At 48.4% G+C, this 12,933-nt stretch carries 15 protein-coding genes; 8 read left to right on the plus strand and 7 right to left on the minus strand.

Annotated elements, in window-relative coordinates; all coding sequences use genetic code 11:
* Positions 1-11 precede the first annotated feature (11 nt).
* Entirely contained in the window at positions 12-1,088 is a 1,077-nt protein-coding gene (locus ACES2G_RS15240) for a 3D domain-containing protein (protein WP_374000661.1), read from the minus strand.
* 147 nt (positions 1,089-1,235) lie between these two features.
* Here ACES2G_RS15240 and ACES2G_RS15245 point away from each other — a divergent pair, with 147 nt between their 5' ends.
* Both ACES2G_RS15245 and ACES2G_RS15250 read left to right on the plus strand, forming a co-directional pair.
* The gene (locus tag ACES2G_RS15245; RefSeq protein ID WP_374000663.1) at positions 1,236-2,525 is read left to right on the plus strand and encodes an Hsp70 family protein; all 1,290 of its coding nucleotides are present in this window, start codon (positions 1,236-1,238) and stop codon (positions 2,523-2,525) included.
* 109 nt (positions 2,526-2,634) lie between these two features.
* The gene (locus ACES2G_RS15250) at positions 2,635-2,922 is read left to right on the plus strand and encodes a DUF3817 domain-containing protein (RefSeq protein WP_347359752.1); all 288 of its coding nucleotides are present in this window, start codon (positions 2,635-2,637) and stop codon (positions 2,920-2,922) included.
* Here the strand turns inward: ACES2G_RS15250 and ACES2G_RS15255 are convergent, their stop codons facing one another.
* The 5 genes from ACES2G_RS15255 to folD all read right to left on the minus strand — a co-directional run bounded on the left by ACES2G_RS15255 (position 2,923) and on the right by folD (position 8,271).
* Positions 2,923-3,810, minus strand: a complete 888-nt coding sequence (locus ACES2G_RS15255) for a hypothetical protein (RefSeq protein WP_374000664.1) — start codon at positions 3,808-3,810, stop codon at positions 2,923-2,925.
* Between the two features lie 137 nt (positions 3,811-3,947).
* The gene (locus tag ACES2G_RS15260) at positions 3,948-5,252 is read right to left on the minus strand and encodes a class I SAM-dependent rRNA methyltransferase (protein WP_374000665.1); all 1,305 of its coding nucleotides are present in this window, start codon (positions 5,250-5,252) and stop codon (positions 3,948-3,950) included.
* A gap of 3 nt (positions 5,253-5,255) precedes the next feature.
* Positions 5,256-6,356 carry an esterase-like activity of phytase family protein gene (locus tag ACES2G_RS15265; RefSeq protein WP_374000666.1) on the minus strand — a complete coding sequence of 367 codons (1,101 nt, stop codon included), beginning with the start codon at positions 6,354-6,356 and terminating at the stop codon, positions 5,256-5,258.
* 1 nt (position 6,357) lies between these two features.
* A complete protein-coding gene (locus ACES2G_RS15270) occupies positions 6,358-7,398 on the minus strand; it encodes a Rieske 2Fe-2S domain-containing protein (protein WP_374000668.1) in 1,041 nt (346 codons plus the stop codon).
* Between the two features lie 18 nt (positions 7,399-7,416).
* The gene (gene folD / locus ACES2G_RS15275; protein ID WP_347358179.1) at positions 7,417-8,271 is read right to left on the minus strand and encodes a bifunctional methylenetetrahydrofolate dehydrogenase/methenyltetrahydrofolate cyclohydrolase FolD; all 855 of its coding nucleotides are present in this window, start codon (positions 8,269-8,271) and stop codon (positions 7,417-7,419) included.
* A gap of 158 nt (positions 8,272-8,429) precedes the next feature.
* Here folD and ACES2G_RS15280 point away from each other — a divergent pair, with 158 nt between their 5' ends.
* The 6 genes from ACES2G_RS15280 to ACES2G_RS15305 all read left to right on the plus strand — a co-directional run bounded on the left by ACES2G_RS15280 (position 8,430) and on the right by ACES2G_RS15305 (position 11,648).
* Positions 8,430-8,714 (plus strand): hypothetical protein, encoded by a 285-nt coding sequence (locus tag ACES2G_RS15280; RefSeq protein ID WP_347358180.1) that lies wholly within the window; start codon positions 8,430-8,432, stop codon positions 8,712-8,714.
* Between the two features lie 95 nt (positions 8,715-8,809).
* Complete coding sequence (locus ACES2G_RS15285) at positions 8,810-9,082, plus strand: hypothetical protein (RefSeq protein WP_347358181.1); 273 nt, start codon at positions 8,810-8,812, stop codon at positions 9,080-9,082.
* A 6-nt stretch (positions 9,083-9,088) separates the two neighbouring features.
* On the plus strand, positions 9,089-9,421 hold the full coding sequence (locus tag ACES2G_RS15290) for a hypothetical protein (RefSeq protein ID WP_347358182.1): 333 nt from the start codon (positions 9,089-9,091) through the stop codon (positions 9,419-9,421).
* Between the two features lie 9 nt (positions 9,422-9,430).
* The gene (locus tag ACES2G_RS15295) at positions 9,431-10,174 is read left to right on the plus strand and encodes a hypothetical protein (protein ID WP_374000669.1); all 744 of its coding nucleotides are present in this window, start codon (positions 9,431-9,433) and stop codon (positions 10,172-10,174) included.
* A gap of 96 nt (positions 10,175-10,270) precedes the next feature.
* On the plus strand, positions 10,271-10,750 hold the full coding sequence (locus tag ACES2G_RS15300; RefSeq protein WP_374000670.1) for a hypothetical protein: 480 nt from the start codon (positions 10,271-10,273) through the stop codon (positions 10,748-10,750).
* 10 nt (positions 10,751-10,760) lie between these two features.
* A complete protein-coding gene (locus ACES2G_RS15305) occupies positions 10,761-11,648 on the plus strand; it encodes a hypothetical protein (protein WP_347358185.1) in 888 nt (295 codons plus the stop codon).
* Here ACES2G_RS15305 and ACES2G_RS15310 read toward each other — a convergent pair.
* Complete coding sequence (locus tag ACES2G_RS15310) at positions 11,637-12,908, minus strand: amidohydrolase family protein (RefSeq protein ID WP_347358186.1); 1,272 nt, start codon at positions 12,906-12,908, stop codon at positions 11,637-11,639. The genes ACES2G_RS15305 and ACES2G_RS15310 overlap by 12 nt on opposite strands.
* Positions 12,909-12,933: the final 25 nt, after the last annotated feature.

A 12,933-nucleotide genomic window follows, 5' to 3' on the forward strand; every position in this document is an offset into this window, starting at 1 on the left:
CGGGCTTTTTTTTATTCTGTCACCGCATTGGGTGGCAGGCTTGGGAAGGCTCGAGAGGCCAAAACTTTTTTCGCCGCCTCCCCTTTGATTCTGTAGTAAGGGATGTTGGTGTTCACATCACCCAAACCGACTTTCTTAAACGGATTCTGAGAATCATACCAGCTATAGTGACCGGAGAAGAAGTCAAAGCGTCCCAGTCCCTTGATGCCCCGGCCCTTGTCACGAATAACAAAGTAACCGTTGTGCTTGCTTCCATCTGGAAGCTCCAAACCCACAACTGCCGGAACAAAGATCACTTCACCCGGTTTGTAGATCGTTAAATCCGCCGCCAAGGTATAGAAAGGATCAAGGCAACTGCTGTTCACGCCGTAACCGAAGCGGCAGCCATCATCTGGAATTTCAAAATAACGGTCCTGGCCATCGAAGCGACCAATAATATTGAACGTATGCAATTGTCCTTTTTGAATAATGCCACAGGACCCCTGCAATGCACACGCTGCCGCCGTCTTCGGACAAACCTTCAACAGAGGTTTGCTGCCAGCACCATGCATTGTTCTTTTCGTATCGGCCTTACAGCCATTTTTATCTTCATTCAAAATCACAAAGAAATAAACTGTTGGTTTCAAAACACCGGGCCCAACGATCTCACTACGAGGAGCATTGGGAGTTTTGGAAAGAACAGGCTCTTCTTTTTTAGGCTCTGTCTTCTCTTCTGCAACTTCAGCAGATTTCTCTGGCGCTTTTTCCTCTGTCTCTTTGACAGGTTCAGCTTCCGTCTTGGTAGAGCTTGTCTTGGCCGGAGCGAGAACTCCTACCGGAGCCGCAGGTTTGACGTCTTTCTTCTCTTTAACTGGAGAGATGGCTTCCTGTACGACTTCTTCGTAAGTATCCATGGCTTCTTCATAGCCATAGTAGCCACTGCTGCCCAGATCCGCTTGTTGCGCAGGTCCTTGAGCCACCTGCTGCCCATAAGGCGAGCCCTGAGGGTTCGCTTCAAATGAAGTCACACCAACATTCATATTTCCGCAGGCTGCTAGAGCCAACAGAGCGAAAATCAGTGTAGGTATTTTAATATGTTTCCCTGTCATATTTAAACTCCTAACCTAAAGACAAGGGCAAGAATAGCAACTCCATCGTAACTTGCGGGATATTTAGGAAGCTCTTGAAAAGATGAAAATTCCGGTGCCGAAAATAGTTACCTGTGAAATATGGTGCCATGATATGCTTGTAACCCTATGAGCACAGACACCTATCTCTCCATTGATTTTGGGACCAGCAACTCTTTAGTCGGCGCCTATCATCAGGGAAAGCGCTATGAAGCCCTCACGTTGGACAAAAAAGCCAGCGATCCTACGATGATGCGCACCCTGCTGTATTTCCCGAATCCGGATCTTTGTTACTATGGCTCTGAAGCTATTGAGCAATATATTGAACAAGATATGGAAGGCCGCCTGTTCAGATCCTTCAAATCCCATCTGCCAAATCAGAACTATTTGGGAACAGTTCTCGACAATCGTATTCTGACTTTGGAAAGCATGATCGGCACCTTCCTGTTGGAACTGAAAAAAAGAGCTGAACAAACTTTAGACACCTCCGTTGAAAAGGCTGTGATCGGTCGTCCGGCCCGCTATTCCATGGACTCGGTGGCCGATGGCTTTGCTCTTCATCGCATGCAGAAGGCCGCCGCCTTTGCGGGGTTCAAGGAAGTGCATTTTGTCCCGGAACCTCTGGCCGCCGCCTTCGACTATCGCCGCGAACTGACCTCAGAAAAAATTGTTTTGATTGGGGACTTCGGCGGGGGAACGTCGGATTTTACTCTGATCAAACTTCGCCCTTCGGGCTTTTCCAAAGACGACGTTCTGGCAATTGATGGATGTCCTCTTGCAGGCGATGCCCTGGATAGCGTGTTTATGAGTCACAAGCTCAATGAATACTTCGGCGCCAAGTCCCGCTATCGCCTGCCGATGGGAAGCAATGTGATGACAATGCCCAAGGGTGTGACCTTGCGCCTGAACCACCCGGCCCACATCGTTCACTTGAAAGAAAAAGACACTTACGAGTTCATTCGCGAGGTGAAGAAGTGCTCTTTGACCGAGAAAGACGCTTCGGCGGTGGAAAGATTGTTTATCCTGATCGAAGACCAGCAGATCTTCCCCTTCTTTGAAAACATCGAGAAAACCAAACGAGCATTGTCCAATTCCGATGAGACTGACTTTGCCTTTGATTATCCGGGTCTTGAGATTCAAGAACATTTCACCAGCAAGTTGTTTGTGGAATGGGCGGAAGACACCCGTCAGAATATCTTTACCTCGTTGGACCAGTGCCTGAAAGACGCCAACATCACCGCCGATCAGGTAGATCTGGTATGTCTGACCGGAGGCACCGCGAAGGTTCCTTTCATTCAGAAAGAGTTTGAAAAACGCTTCGGGGCCCAACGGCTGCAGACACAATCCCACTTCCACTCGGTTCTTTCCGGACTGACGGAGGCTGCAGGATTCGTCGCCAATGGGCAGCAAGTCGTTTAAAAGATTGAGTTCTAGCCAGATGCAGTAATATGTTGCGCCCAAAGACGTACTTTTAGGCTGCATAATAGAACAAAAGTGAGTATTTCAACCCCGTGTTGAGAGGTGATAAATGATTCAAGCATTCCGTATTCTAGGCTGGCTCGAAGGGGCTTCTTTCCTGGCTCTTCTTTTGATCGCCATGCCGGTAAAGTACATGGCTGGCAACCCTGCCATGGTAAAAGCACTCGGACCGATCCATGGCTTCCTGTTCATTGGCTACGTATTAATGGCAAACTTCATTGCCGGTGAATTGAACTGGCCGATGAAAACCAGACTTCTTGCTTTCGTTTCCTCAGTTCTGCCTGCAGGCACATTCTGGTTCGAACGCAAGTATCTGGATAAAAAAGAAGTCGCTTAGTTAGGGATTCCCATCTTCGCCTGTTAAAACAAATTGCAACGGCGCCAGGAAGTTTACTCCCGTCTGTTCATAAATGACTTTGATCATTCGGGCAGCTTGCATGCAGTATAACTTCTTGAGCGCACTTTTAGCAGGCTTCTCGCAATCATATTGCTCCACAGATGCCATATTTGATTCCAGGCCTGTCGCCTCATAGATCGCGCGAGGCAATGAAATAACAGGCTTGTGATTTTTCTCCTGAAGATGAGCCAAGCCAATATAAATAACAGAGCGCTGACAACGACCACTGTGCATTTTAATCATTTGAGCAAACTGTCGGTTTCTTTCCGAAAGAATAATATCATCGCCTTTCAGCAACAGTTCACGAGAATTACTTTCCGCCATCTGACGCTGTAGTTGGTGACTGCGTTTTCCCAAAGCACCAGAAAAATCCAGATCGGCTGCGATGACCTGAATACCCGCCTCTTTCGCTTTTTGCATCAGCCCTTCGGTCAAAGACATATGGCTCTCAGAACCTGGATAGTACATGGATCCGAGATCTCTTTTTAGAAGAGATGCTTTGTAATTTAAGACAGCTTCAAACCCACTGCGACCGTCTTGGAAATACCGGTCCACCGCAGGCTGCATTCTTCGATCTTCTTCCAAAAAAAGACAATCGAAGCGTTCATCAGCAACTTTTAAAGTACTAAGTTTAAGACCAAGTGTATCACGCAGCTCGGGACTATGATGATTGGTGTCTGCCAGAATCAAAACTTTGGAATCATCCCCAATGATCTCACAAATCTGCTGCAAGGTCGGATTGACGACAGCCTGAGCCCGAGCCACCACCGGGCTGGAAACCAGCCCCATAAGCACCGTCGAAAGCAATAAAGCCGCTTTGAAAGCCATAATCCACACCTCTAATAAGGCCTAGATCTGCAACTTCCCTACCACCCTAAAACACCCCTAATGGCCTATAACCCACCATCAGTGCCTAGGGTGCCATTTATCGGCGAAGCCCGCTCCCTCCCGAGGACCAAGGCCGCTTAATGGATGTAGTGGACGTACATTTTTAGGTAGAAACCCTCTGGGAATTGCATCAACGTCGGATGATCGGCCGCATGGCCTCCGCGCAGAACGCTGCGAAGTTCGGCATAATTTCTCAAAGAAGCTTTGCGAATGGCATCGCGGAATTCTTCTTCTTCCAACAGCCCAGAACATGAACAAGACGCCACAAAGCCGTTCTTTTTCACCAGGCGGAATGCGTGAGTGTTCATTTTCAAATAAGCATGCTTTCCGATTGGAATGTCTTTTTTGGATTTAATAAACGCCGGAGGATCTGCGATCACAATGTCGTAATGAGTGCTGGCCAATTGAGTCAGCCCTTCAGACACGTCCATTTCATGTACGATGACCTCAGCGCCTTCACGTGCCGCATTCTTTTTCGCGAACGCCAAAGCCGTCTTGGAAATATCCGCCAAAGACACTTCCACTTCAAAGCCCAAAGACTTCAAAGCACGCGTGATCTGCGTGGACCAGTGGCCGACATAGCAGCACAGATCCAGGACACGAATTTTGCGCGGGGTCTGAGTTTTCGCCCAGTTTTTGAAAAGTCCCACAGCCAGGAAAATGTTATGTGTCTGATCCAGAAAGAATCCGGTCTTTTGCCCTTCCACCAGATCACAGCTCATCTTCACCAAACCGTCATCGCCTGCCGCATTCAGCAGAATTTCGACATCGCGAAGATTCATTTCAGGAAGATCTTTGATCAGTCGCGGTTCTTCCACTTGCAGACCTTCCAGTTTACGAACGCCCACGTCGTTACGAATCACAACGGCCGTTTGTTCCCACGAAAATTCGGACAGCCCTTGTGCATGGGCTTTTTCCGCCAGACCTTTAAAGAAGCCTTCGGCATCTTTGAGGGCCTCATTCATCCCTGCTGTCACAAGCTGGGCTGCAAACAACTGGGCCTTCTTGCCGTTTTGTTCGATCATGTAATAATCCAGCACCAAACCCGGAATAAAATCAGACTCACCAAATGCCAGACGGAAGCTGCCACGGAAGCCCGCAGCTTTGCGCACACGCCAAGAGTTAAAGATCTTCTCATGAAGGAAGTCAAAACTGGTGGGCTCTTTATCCTGACTGTTAAAACTTAAAGCGCGGAATGCGATCAAAGAATGGGGATTGCCGTATCCACGGGCCAAAAACTGCCCCTTGGAATCCTGAAGCTCCACCGGAGTTCCGGCAGGATGCCCTTTGGGACTTGCGGAAAGTTCATTAGAGAACACCCAAGGATGTCCGCTGCGAATTCTTTTATCAGCACCAGGACGAAGACGCCATACTGTCATCATAAACTACTCACCCTCAACTGCAAAAACCACTAACTCGGTGATTTCTTTTTTTGAAAAATTATTATCAGACATCACCAGTAAACTGCGACGTCCGTCGGAAAGCTTGGGTCCCCAGGACAAGGCTTCAAAGTTCTGAACTTTTTTATCCTTGCGAATCTTCAGATCCACTTCAAAATCCACCAGCAGTTTTTTACTTACGCCGGTGAACTTGGCCCCTTCCAGTTTACTTAAGCCTGAAACATCACTGCCCTTGCTTAGATCCACTTCAAACAAAGCCACTGTGTTGGCCCAGATCTTTTTTGGAAAAAGACGAACGCCTCTTTCCAAGACCAGCAGCTTCGTTTCGCTGACTGCCAGAACTTCTGAAACCCCGCGGAAGACTTCTTTGCCGCCATGAGCATCCTTCAGAGGCTCAATGCGATAAGCGTACTCCCCCACCGGCTGAAAGCCTTTTTCCGATTTCTCTTCGTACTTGAGAATTCGGACCCAGTCGCCTTTTTCTTCTTCACCGATCACATAATCCTGAAAAAGAGAAGTTTCTACACCCACAAAGGCATGCTTGCCATCCGCGGTCACAGAGAGCCCCTCGAACGCGGCATTGTTCTGCACACCCTTTTTCTGCTGCCCCGTGGACTCTGGCAAAAACTTGTCCGGCACAGGCAGATCCGCCTTCCATACTCCCAAAGCTGAGACCTGGAAAACTCTTGGCATTTCACGCGGTTTGGAGTCGTTATTGCCTTCAGAGGAAATCAACAGATCCCCGGAAGGAAGCCCTGCCAGCCCCTCAGGATCCAAAGAAGCCTTCTTTTCCCCAGTCGTCGGAAGCCCTGAAAGAAAATGAACTTTCTGTGGTTTTAAAGAGACCTCGGAAGACGATATTTTTAAGTCGAACTCATAAAAACGCGGCTCGCCCATGCGGCCCTTATCATCGGAAAGCGCCAGCAGCCTGCCATCACGCCAGACGATGCCAGAAAGACCGCCAATGGTGGTCTTTTGAAATTCCGTTCCTGTTTTGATGGAAGCTTCCCCCACATAGCTCAGACTGAGTGCCTGAGCCTGTCCGCCTATGAATAAAACCAGCAGAGCGTGGGGCAGAAAAGACATACTAACTTCTCCAGCGAAGCTCAGTTTCTTTAACCGGGTGATTGAAGTCGCGCTTTTCCTGAAGATGATCATGATACTCTGTTTTCAAAGCATAGTACCACTTCGCCTGAGTATCCGCGTCCTTGATCAACATCAAACTTGGATCATAACGAAGACCATCTTGTTGCTTGGTCACCGCATCCATGTCCTGACCCAGGAAGGTTTTAGAGAAGCTATTGATCGCGGGCTTAATCAGGCTCAACCAAGGAATATCCCAATACGCCAACTGGGTCACACGTGTGTTGTTTTCATCCACCGGAGTCAACGCCGTGTAGGAATAGAAATTACGAGGCCCCACTTCAATGTGCTCAACACGAACGCACGGCAAAGTGAAAGTGATCTCGGTCGTCGGCGTTCCACCCAAAATTTTATAAGCCTTGGAGTTTTTCGAAGGTTGATGGCGCACCATCTGGAAACCGTAGTTCACCGGAGCAAACTTCTTTTTCTTTTCCAGCATGGTCTTTTCAGAACGCCAGAACCAGCTCTTATGCACATAAGGCCCGTGAGCCGGGTCCATCAAACCGATCACCGCGTGATCCACGTGACATGGGAAGTTCACCACATAAGTCAGCTTCGGCTTCACATCCGCCGGGAAAGCTTTCATCACCGGAATCGCGGGCGCCTTGGAAACATCATAGTCCTTGTCACCCACGAACACCCAAATCAAACCTTGAGCTTCGTGAACAGGAAAAGAACGCACTTTGATTTTATTGGGGTTAAGATCCTGATCCGGACACAGAGAAGGAATCTCCGTACACATGCCCGTGCCATCGAACTTCCAGCCGTGATAAGGACATTCAATTTGATCATTGACCACACGGCCATAGCTCAGCGGGATACCACGGTGAGGACAGATGTCGCGCATCGCGGAAGCTTTTCCTTTGGAATCACGATAGAACACAACCGGTTCACCCATGATTTTGCGAGAAGTGGCTTTGTTCACAGCCAGCTCTGCACTTGGAAGTCCCACATACCAAACATTTTTTAAGAATCCACTGAACATAAAATCCTCACCTACAAACTAGAATCCGGCGCGCTTTTCCGCTAGCAGACAGGTGTTCTGCAAAAGCATCGCAATCGTCATCGGACCCACACCACCGGGAACAGGCGTTGCCGCCTTCACCCAACCATCAAGTTCTTCAAAGCGGACATCACCGCACAGCTTGCCACCCTGACCCGTGCCGTGCATTCCCACGTCGATCACGATCGCATCTTTTTTAAAGTCCTCTTTACCCAGGAAGCGGGCCTTGCCCGCCGCCACCACAACAAGATCTGCCTGGCGAATCGCCTCGGACAGGTTCTCTGTTTTTGAGTGGCACAATGTGACTGTCGCATGAGCCTCTGTCAACATGTGCGCCATCGGTTTGCCAACAATATTACTGCGCCCGACGACCACCGCATTTCGCCCTTGAACAGAGATTTGATAGTGTTTCAGAATCTGCATGACCCCAGCCGGGGTGCAGGGGCTGACAAAGGGTTTTCCGGCAAAGAAGTATCCCAAAGAAGCATACGTCAGACCGTCGGCATCCTTTTCAGGGGAAACCAATTTTAAAACCTCGTCGGAACTTAAATGCTTGGGAAGGGGGAACTGAACAAGAATTCCGTCAACCTCAGAATCCGCATTGAGCTTTTTTAAGGCTTCATTCAACTGGGCCTGAGTTGTCGTCGCTGGCATACTGTGAATCGTGGAAGTCATCCCTACTTTTTCACAGGCGATTTTCTTGTTTTTTACGTAAGTATGACTGGCAGGATCGTCACCCACAATGACAACTGACAAATGAGGAGCTCGGCCGGTTTTACCTTTGAAGTCTGCTACCCTGGGAACGAGGGCAGAACGCACTTCCTTTGCGACTTCTCTTCCGTTAAGAATCAGCACCGAAAGACCTCCCCGTTTTTGAAGTCTTAAATCTCCGCTATTTCCCAAAGAAATTCAATAGTTATTACCTATTCCACCGTCCCCGGAGCTTGCAAAAAAAGCTTGCTTCGGCCCCTCCTCCGTTGTACAAACCCTTTAAAACACTAGGGGATTTTCGAATGGCTGAAAAAGTAAAGCTCTCAAAAGACGGTAGCTCCATTGACTTCGTTCAATCTGACAGCCTTCCTACGTCTCTAAAAAAGTTCCGTCAAAGCCCTGAGATCGAGGGTTTCTATCGTTTTATCTTTGAAAACGACCTGCAAAAAGAAGCTTTTGATATTTTGGACCGTATTATCTTCCAGCGTAAGGCGAAAAAAGCCGGCGCTAAAAAAGAAGCCGCTGCCGCTGCTAAAGAAGAAAAGGCCGCCGCTAAAAAAGCCGATGCTAAAGGCAAAAAGAAATAAGCTTACAAAGTCCGGACCTCCGGACTTTCTTTTTTGTTTTAAGCCCACCCTGTTACTTGCACATCTCTTGCTAAGGCCTCCTTCCTGGAGGTCTTATGAAAAACAAATCACTTATCAAAAATAAAAAAGGGCAAGGACTGGTCGAATATCTGATCATCGTGGCCATTGTTGCTATTGGCAGCATCTCGGTCATCAAGGTGGTGGGCGCCAATATCGACGTTCAATTCGCCAACGTGGCTCAAGCTCTGGGCGGCACTGACAGCCGGAAAAAGAGTGCGCATGCCGTGACTGAAAGCATGTATAAAAAACGCGACTTCAGTGACTTCTTCGAAGGATCTGTCAACGATTCCAAAGCCAGCAAAAAGTAGCCGTTCATGAATCCGCTCAAGACACAACAAGGTCAAGGATTGCTGGAATCCGTGCTCATTCTGCCGCTCCTATTTTTACTGGGAAGCGTGCTGACTCTTCTGCTTTACAGATCTTTGATCTTTTATGTCGCCGACTATCACCTGCATGAAGCTCTGCTTTGCGGAGCTTCGGAACCAACTCATTCCTGTGAAATTCACTTTAAAGATCAGATACGCAAAATTCTTCCGACCAGGACGGCAGTCGCTGTTCGACTACAAAAGTATCGCCCCTCTGGAGAAGTGACCATTCAACTAACCCCGGTAATGAAAATCACCAAAGAGCTGGCTCTTCCGCGCTAGGGAAACATCATGGTCTCACTAAAATCCAATCAAGGTTTTGCTGCCATTCTTATTGTTTCCTTATTGCCGTGTCTGCTGGCTGGTCTATTTCTGGTCACGGTCCTGATGAGCTTTCTGCAGATCGACCTTGAGCTAAAGCATCGCTGTCGCACCGGCGGACTTAGCGGCCAGACAGCGGTGCGCCCTTATTTGACGGCTCTGCTGGCACTGAACCCTCTGGCCACGACACTGAAAGCTCAGGAAACTATATTGCTGGCAAAACTGGCTGCGGCGATCGCTTCGGGTAATCCCCCTGCCATCGCTGCCTTAAAAGTTCAACTGGCTAAAATACGACAAAAACGCCAGGAGCTGGATATTCGCCAGAAGCAACTGATCCAGCAAAGCAATGTCTCACTGGCGCGCCATCACAGCACGACCCACTATCAGATTCGGCATAGATCCGCCGAGATACAAAACAGATTTTTCTTTTTAAACTTAAACTTGCGTGCACTTCCCGAAAACGCTCCCCGTCTTGCAGTCCGTCCGGACTCATCGGACATAGCTCCGACATACAGTCCCGAAGAAAATTTTGAAACCCGTCAGGCCTTGGCGCACCGCTGGCAATATCGGCTCACACCGCGCGGGCCCCTGGCTCATTTTTTATCTGGATCTTTCCAGTTTGAAAAAGCCTGCGCCGTCACTTTAACCAAGGAAGCACGTGGATGGAACACACTAATAACAAAGGGCAAATACTCATTGAAGTCTGTTTGGTGATGAGTTTGATCTTTCTGATCTTCTTTGCCGCCATTTCACAAATTTCCGAACTCAAATCCACACAACGTAAACACCAGTTCATCAAGGAGAAGTCTTATGTTTCAAAAGACACTTTCCCAGCTAAAAAGTAATTGGCCTTTAGCCGGTTTTATTCTGGTGGGCCTTGTGGCCTTTATCTCCAGCCCAAAACCTGAAAAGGAAGATGCTTTGCAAGTCGTTCCTTCACCGGCCTCTGTGGACACCTATATCCCCCGAGGTTTTGTGCTCGTTCCCCTGGAAATCAGCAACGCTGAATCGTTGGCATCATTGGTTGGTGATATGGGAGGCGTTGTGGATCTTTATCTGGCCTCCAACGATCGCCAAAAAGGCGGCTTGAAAGTCGGCAGCAAATTAAAACTGCTCCGGGCACCACTGAATCCTGAACAATATGCAGTGCTAGTGAAAGATACAGAAAGCTCGCGCTTGCTTAGCTTCACCGGACCTTTTCTGGCTGTTGTACAAAACCCCGATGAAAAAGGCACTGAAGTCACAAAATCGGCATCAACTTCTCGTTTGAAAGTGGACTATCAAAACTAAGGAAGCTCCCATGAAAAAGCTTATTCTTCTTCTCTCAGTGTTTTGGCCCCTGCTGGCGCAATCACAAATTCTTGTTCAGGGGCCGGGAACTTCGCCCAAAGAGTTCGAAGATTTTCTACGCCTGAATCCTCGGGCTCAGTCCATTCAAAGATTCACCATCGAGCAAATACAAAACCAGCCCGTTCAGGAACAAAGACTCTTTACCCTTGCCGATTTAACACCGCCAGAAATCGACACAGGACTGCAAACACTGGAGGGTATAAATCGACAAACACCTCTTTCCACTTTAAGTCTGCAATTTTTAAAAGATCTTCTGGGCCGCTGGCAAACCGTCACACCTCAAAACAAGGTCACGAAAATCGCCGTCACTCAACTTTCTTGCAAGATGAACTTCCTGCTTGGTGAAAACACGACTTCTTCAGAGTGTCCGTTAGAACAAATCCATCTGAAGGAATTGCACCTCAGAAACTCGTGGGCTGACACTTTGTTGGTGGAAAATATCGCTTATTCTATGGAAGACGGTGGTCGGATTTTGTTGATCACTTCGGCCCGCTATCACTTCACCTTGCTATCCAATACCCATAAACCTGTCAGCTTTTACGGAACCTATGCAGAGCTTCTAACCCAACATCTAAAATCTGAAACTCTGGTATCTGGTACTTGTGAAGGCTTTCAGGCGGATATCGACAATATGAGTATCCTAAATCAAGGCTCTGTTTTTTGGAATTCTCAATGCGTGCGTCGCCTGCAGGAAGGGCAGGATGACGATATGTCCGGAAGGAGCTGGGTTCAGCGCAATAAAACCTGGCTTTACCCCACTGCCGCCCTGCTGATCGGCGGTGGAATCTATGCCATGAAAGACAAAAAGCTGGTTATTGATACGTCATCATTCAAGTGACAAGGGACGCCCGTTGAAGTTGATCTCTTTCACAAGGCCTTCTTCAATGACTGTGTAAGAATCCGCAAAGGTTTTATCCGGATGGGCATGGGCTACTGCCAAGTCGCCTGTAAATTTGCGGATTCTAAATTTCGGGCTTTCATCCAACGCAATCTTATTGCGCCAGAACGAAGACGGCTCCACCGGGCTGTCACAACCAAATGAAATGGGAATCTGTGCGGCCCGCAAAGCCTCCCACGGAAAGGCATACGGATACAGTTCCTTAAGCTTATCCTGCAACCACACCCGATCACTCAACCAGTGACAAGGCTGCATATGACAGCGCACATGCAGTGGCTTCATCATCTGAATCGTTTCCGGGCGCAAAACTTGAGCATGCTCCAGATTCAAACGCCCCACAGCTCCTTGTGCAGAAATCTTGCGTGCCGTCTGCACAATGTGGTGAGATGCCTCATCCCCAATCGCGTGAACAGAAAACTCCAGACCCGCCGCCCAGGTTTGTTTCATGATATTTTCAATATCCGCCAGATCCCACAGTACTCTCCCCTGATTGCCACCGCGAATTCCGTTATAGGGTCTGGACAGCAAAGCAGTTTCCGATCCCAAAGAGCCATCATAGAAAACTTTGATCCCTTTAGCTCGTAACAAAGGACGCTCATTCTGACGAGCGTATTTCGCCAAGCTCAACATAGCTTCAAAATCATTCATATCATGGGACGTGAAGTTTTCCTCAATCGCCAAAGTCAGGTCCCCGGCATCAGCCACTTCACACAACATGCTCCACAAGGATTCTGTGCAGCTCATATCCCGCACATGCGTGAATCCGGCTTTGTTAAAAGTCCGGCAAGCTTGCAGAATGTGTGATCGTCCCTGTTCTTTGGTAAATCCGGGCAGCTGATCCCACGCACGAAGATGATCTTTTTCTGTCAGGATACCTGTTTCAGAAATCAGATTCATTTCCTGCAAGGCTTTGGAGTTTAACCAACAACTGTGACCATCCAGGCGTGCAAAGAAAACGGGAATATCCGGAAAGACCTCATCCAGAAGAGCTTTATGAGGTTGCTCGGAAGCGGGCCACTTACGTTCATCCCAGCCAAAGCCCAGCAACCAATGACGGCGATAATATCCGGGATTGGAGCGGACGATATTCTGTAGATCCTGCTTGGAGTTAATATTTTCCAAACGCAGACCTGAGGCGAATTCGCCAGTGGCCAGAAAGTGAGTATGGCTGTCATACAGACGCGGGATTCTGAAAAGCATAAGGCCCTCTGTTTTAGCAGAGGGC

This window comes from Bdellovibrio bacteriovorus, from assembly GCF_041888015.1.
GTDB lineage: Bacteria > Bdellovibrionota > Bdellovibrionia > Bdellovibrionales > Bdellovibrionaceae > Bdellovibrio.

What these genes read in the sequence shown, in the direction of transcription:
- ACES2G_RS15240 (WP_374000661.1), bottom strand. Translation starts at nt 1,088, where the DNA reads ATGACAGGGAAACATATTAAAATACCTACACTGATTTTCGCTCTGTTG.
- ACES2G_RS15245 (WP_374000663.1), top strand. Translation starts at nt 1,236, where the DNA reads ATGAGCACAGACACCTATCTCTCCATTGATTTTGGGACCAGCAACTCT.
- ACES2G_RS15250 (WP_347359752.1), top strand. Translation starts at nt 2,635, where the DNA reads ATGATTCAAGCATTCCGTATTCTAGGCTGGCTCGAAGGGGCTTCTTTC.
- ACES2G_RS15255 (WP_374000664.1), bottom strand. Translation starts at nt 3,810, where the DNA reads ATGGCTTTCAAAGCGGCTTTATTGCTTTCGACGGTGCTTATGGGGCTG.
- ACES2G_RS15260 (WP_374000665.1), bottom strand. Translation starts at nt 5,252, where the DNA reads ATGATGACAGTATGGCGTCTTCGTCCTGGTGCTGATAAAAGAATTCGC.
- ACES2G_RS15265 (WP_374000666.1), bottom strand. Translation starts at nt 6,356, where the DNA reads ATGTCTTTTCTGCCCCACGCTCTGCTGGTTTTATTCATAGGCGGACAG.
- ACES2G_RS15270 (WP_374000668.1), bottom strand. Translation starts at nt 7,398, where the DNA reads ATGTTCAGTGGATTCTTAAAAAATGTTTGGTATGTGGGACTTCCAAGT.
- ACES2G_RS15280 (WP_347358180.1), top strand. Translation starts at nt 8,430, where the DNA reads ATGGCTGAAAAAGTAAAGCTCTCAAAAGACGGTAGCTCCATTGACTTC.
- ACES2G_RS15285 (WP_347358181.1), top strand. Translation starts at nt 8,810, where the DNA reads ATGAAAAACAAATCACTTATCAAAAATAAAAAAGGGCAAGGACTGGTC.
- ACES2G_RS15290 (WP_347358182.1), top strand. Translation starts at nt 9,089, where the DNA reads ATGAATCCGCTCAAGACACAACAAGGTCAAGGATTGCTGGAATCCGTG.
- ACES2G_RS15295 (WP_374000669.1), top strand. Translation starts at nt 9,431, where the DNA reads ATGGTCTCACTAAAATCCAATCAAGGTTTTGCTGCCATTCTTATTGTT.
- ACES2G_RS15300 (WP_374000670.1), top strand. Translation starts at nt 10,271, where the DNA reads ATGTTTCAAAAGACACTTTCCCAGCTAAAAAGTAATTGGCCTTTAGCC.
- ACES2G_RS15305 (WP_347358185.1), top strand. Translation starts at nt 10,761, where the DNA reads ATGAAAAAGCTTATTCTTCTTCTCTCAGTGTTTTGGCCCCTGCTGGCG.
- ACES2G_RS15310 (WP_347358186.1), bottom strand. Translation starts at nt 12,908, where the DNA reads ATGCTTTTCAGAATCCCGCGTCTGTATGACAGCCATACTCACTTTCTG.